Source organism: Rhodococcus sp. (in: high G+C Gram-positive bacteria) (genome assembly GCF_049286785.1).
Classification (GTDB): domain Bacteria; phylum Actinomycetota; class Actinomycetes; order Mycobacteriales; family Mycobacteriaceae; genus Rhodococcus_F.
Genome location: NZ_JBAQEO010000254.1, coordinates 1 through 3,973, shown reverse-complemented (window position 1 = coordinate 3,973; position 3,973 = coordinate 1). Strand labels below are relative to the sequence as shown.

4 protein-coding genes and 1 pseudogene are annotated in these 3,973 nt (G+C 65.8%); 2 read left to right on the top strand and 3 right to left on the bottom strand.

Annotated elements, in window-relative coordinates; genetic code table 11:
• Window positions 1-68: 68 nt before the first annotated feature.
• Together WAW17_RS10275 and WAW17_RS10270 are read right to left on the bottom strand one after the other, a co-directional pair.
• Window positions 69-719, bottom strand: a pseudogene (locus WAW17_RS10275) (histidine kinase); the annotation flags it as partial.
• A gap of 157 nt (window positions 720-876) precedes the next feature.
• On the bottom strand, window positions 877-1,242 hold the full coding sequence (locus tag WAW17_RS10270; protein WP_422332881.1) for a winged helix-turn-helix transcriptional regulator: 366 nt from the start codon (window positions 1,240-1,242) through the stop codon (window positions 877-879).
• Window positions 1,243-1,380: 138 nt separating this feature from the next.
• On the opposite strand from WAW17_RS10270, the gene WAW17_RS10265 reads away from it, so the two are divergent.
• Both WAW17_RS10265 and WAW17_RS10260 read left to right on the top strand, forming a co-directional pair.
• Window positions 1,381-3,384, top strand: coding sequence for an APC family permease (locus tag WAW17_RS10265; RefSeq protein ID WP_422332880.1), 2,004 nt, complete (start codon window positions 1,381-1,383; stop codon window positions 3,382-3,384).
• A gap of 49 nt (window positions 3,385-3,433) precedes the next feature.
• Complete coding sequence (locus WAW17_RS10260; RefSeq protein WP_422332879.1) at window positions 3,434-3,676, top strand: hypothetical protein; 243 nt, start codon at window positions 3,434-3,436, stop codon at window positions 3,674-3,676.
• Here WAW17_RS10260 and WAW17_RS10255 read toward each other — a convergent pair.
• Window positions 3,650-3,973: thioesterase II family protein (locus tag WAW17_RS10255; RefSeq protein ID WP_422332878.1), on the bottom strand; the 324-nt coding region annotated here is incomplete at its 5' end. The genes WAW17_RS10260 and WAW17_RS10255 overlap by 27 nt on opposite strands.

The window sequence follows — 3,973 nt, the reverse complement described above, 5'->3', positions numbered from 1 at the left end:
GGCTTCACCCATCCACTACGCGGCACCTCGACACGATACCGCAATCACCCTTAACTGAACCGTATTGGGGCTAGTTCACGTAATGCGGTCAGGTTGCCCTGCCGGAAGTAATTGCCCAGCTCCGCGTCCACCTTGTCGGGGGCGTAGATGTTCCCGTGGGATAATCTGCGCCGCAACGCTTCCGGGGTGATGTCCACCAACTCGACCTGCGCCGCCGCGCGCACGACCTCATCGGGGACGGTCTCGCGCGGGGTCACGCCGGTGATCTGCCGGACCACGTCGCCCAGGCTGTCGAGGTGCTGGACGTTGAGTGTGGTCAGGACATCGATTCCTGCGGCGAGGAGTTGCTCCACGTCCTGCCAGCGCTTGGCGTTGATGCTGCCCGGGGTGTTGGTGTGCGCAAGTTCGTCCACCAGCGCCAGGGCGGGGCGCCGAGCCAGCACCACCGCCACGTCGAGCTCGGCGCCGCGCGTCCCGCGGTAGTCGATGATCCTCGGTGGAATCACCTCGAGGTCGGCGAGCTGGGCTGTGGTGTGCTCGCGGCCGTAGGTCTGCACCACGGCCACGACCACGTCGCAGCCTCGTCCGCGGCGGCGGTGCGCCTCACCGAGCATCGCGTACGTCTTGCCGACACCCGGGGCTGCGCCGAGATAGATGCGGAGTTCTCCGCGTCGGCTCTCTACGGTCCTGCGCTGACCGCCTCGGTTGTCGCTGCTCACCTGGTCATCATCCACCAGTTGGTGAAGTCTTCAGCCACGCCGCGTTGGGCACGGCCGTGCGGGGGGCGATATTCTCATCGAACCACCGAGGTGGGTTGTTCGCGAGACCTGACGTGGTGACCACCGTGCCGGAGCCGGACGCCGCTGGCACCCCAAGTCAGTTCCCGTCGGAATTGTCGGGCTCGTACAAAGATGCCCACACCCAGAACGATGACAGGATGTCCGCAATTCGCCGGCCGCGGTCGGTCAAACAATACGTGGTGGCGTGCCTTACACGGGTATCCCAACTGCCGATGTGATCGCTGACCACCAGCCCATGTGTGGCAAGCGTCCGCAGGGGCACCATGAGTCTGCGCGGACTCAACTCGAGGTTCGCACCGAGGGACGCAACCGTCTGTGATCCCTGTGAGAGGGCATCGAGCACTTCCACCGTGAACTGGTGGTTGATTATCTCGCGCAGATCTGATCGGGAGTACCGACCACTGCATTCGGCGGAACCTGCGTAGGCGTCCGGATCACGCATACCCCGGACGATACGACCGCGCCCGCGGGGCCGGCGAGCGGTCTTGACGGTTTCCGCACACGGTGGGCCCGCTTCTTTACGGGATTTCTACGCGGTGACACCGCCAACCGTGTCCGCACGAATCTAATCTGAATCGTTGTGGCATCAACAGCATCGTTACTCAAGCGGATCGTTCTGGGGCGCCCGCAGCGCAGTGACCGGCTCGGGCACACCCTGTTGCCGAAACGGATTGCGCTACCCGTCTTCGCGAGCGATCCCCTGTCCTCGGTGGCGTACGCAACCCAGGAAATCCTGTTGATCCTGACCCTCGGCGGATTGACCTACCTCTACATGGCGCCGTGGATCGCCGGTGCCGTCGTCGTGCTCCTCGCCGTGGTGGTGCTGTCCTACCGTCAGGTGGTGCGCGCCTATCCCAGCGGCGGCGGATCCTACGAGGTCGTCTCGGAGAACCTGGGGCCGATCGCGGGACTGGTCGTCGCGGCCGCCCTGCTGGTCGACTACGTGATGACCGTCGCGGTGTCCGTCGCGGCGGGCGTGGACAACATCATCTCCGCGATCCCCGACCTGAATGTGCACCGGGTGGCCCTCTGCATCGGGTTCATCGTGCTGCTCACGGCGATGAATCTGCGCGGCATCCGCGAATCCGGCCGGGCGTTCGCCACCCCGACCTACGCGTTCGTCGCCGGGGTGCTGGTGATGATCGCTATCGGACTCATGCGCGCGCTGCTCGGTGATCCGCCGCAGGCCGAAAGCGCGCACTACCAGATCCACGCCGAACAGGTCGGCCTCAACACTGTTGCCGTGGCCTTCCTGGTGCTCCGCGCGTTCTCCTCCGGGTGTACCGCACTGACCGGGGTCGAAGCCATCTCCAATGGGGTGCCCGCATTTCAAAAACCCAAGGCCCTCAACGCCGCCCGCACGATGGCCGCCATGGGCGCCATCTCGATCACCATGTTCACCGGGGTCACCGCGCTCGCACTGATCGCGCACACGCGTGTCGCCGAGAACACCTGCGATCTCATCGGATTCACCGGCGACTGCGCCACGGACCCGCAGCGCACCGTCATCGCCCAGATCGCCGCCGCGGTCTTCGGCAACGACAGCCTCGGGTTCTTCTACATGCAGGCCACCACCGCGCTGATCCTGATCCTGGCCGCGAACACCGCCTACAACGGCTTTCCACTACTGAGCTCGATCCTGGCCCAACACCGATACCTGCCCCGCCAGCTACACACCCGCGGGGACCGGCTGGCTTACTCGAACGGCATCATCCTGCTCGCGGTGGTCGCGAGCACCCTGATCTACGCGTTCGACGGCTCGGCGACCCGCCTGATCCAGCTCTACATCGTGGGAGTGTTCACCTCGTTCACCCTGTGCCAGGCCGGAATGGTGCGGCACTGGAACCGCGAACTCGCGGGCGCCGTCATACCCGCGGAGCGTCACCGCATCCACCGCGCCCGTGGCATCAACGCGTTCGGGGCCTGTTTCACCGGGATCGTCCTCGTCGTCGTCATGATCACCAAGTTCACCCACGGCGCCTACCTGGTCGTCATCGCCATTCCTGTGCTGTGCCTGCTCATGCACGGGATTCATCGCCACTACGCGGCCGTCCGCGCCGAACTCGAGGCCGATGAGGACACCGAGGACACCCTGCCGAGCCGGGTCCACGCGATCGTGCTGGTCTCCGGGTGGCACAAGGCCACTAATCGGGCGATCAAGTTCGCACGCGCCACGAGGCCGGACACGATCGTCGCCCTGACCGTGAACGTCGACGACTCCGATACCCGTCTCCTGCACAAGGAGTGGGACGATCACAACGTGAGCATCCCGCTCACTGTGATCGAGTCCCCCTACCGCGAAATCACCCGGCCCGTCGTCGACTACGTCAAACGTATCCGCCGCACCAGCCCCCGCGACGTGGTCGCCGTCTACATCCCCGAGTACGTCGTCGGCAGGTGGTGGGAAAACCTGCTGCACAACCAGAGCTCGCTGCGCCTGAAGGGGCGACTTCTGTTCGAGCCGGGGGTGATGGTCATCAGCGTGCCCTGGCAACTGCACTCGACCGGACATCGCGACCTCACCCGTCCCGAACACAGCCCCGGAGAGATCCGCAGGGGCATTACCGGCACGGACACCAGATGATGCCGCACCCATCCCGGCCGTCTCGTTCGTCGTCGCGGTGGGCACGCCGGTGAGGAATCCCGCGCACCTCATCCCGACCCGCCACCAGGGTCCCGGCGTGGGTATCGCGGCGCGGCGCCGTTGCCGAACCCTCCTGCAGGCGTGGGATGTTCCGCACAGCCTCGACCACTTCGAGACGACGCTCGGGGCGACCATGGTCCTGTCCGCCGGCAAGGCCACGGGACGGTCTCCAGTTGTGGTACTGCCCGGGGCCGGGCTCAGCGCGTCACCGCAACCGTGCGGTGATCAGTGACGCGATCTCGCGGGAATGATCATCGAGATAGAAGTGGCCGCCACGAAATTCGCGCGACTCGAAGGACCCGGTCGTGTAGCTGCCCCATTGCCTGACCTCGGGTTCGGACACCGACGGGTCGGCGTCACCGCGCAGTGCAACGATCGGGCACGAGACATCCGGCCCGGGCCGGTACCGGTAGGTCTCGACGGCCTTGTAGTCGTTGCGCAGACTCGGCAGCACCAACTCCGCGAGTTCGGGGTGCTGGACCACCATCTGCACCGCAGGCGAATCCGCACCGCCGAGCCGGCGCATCTC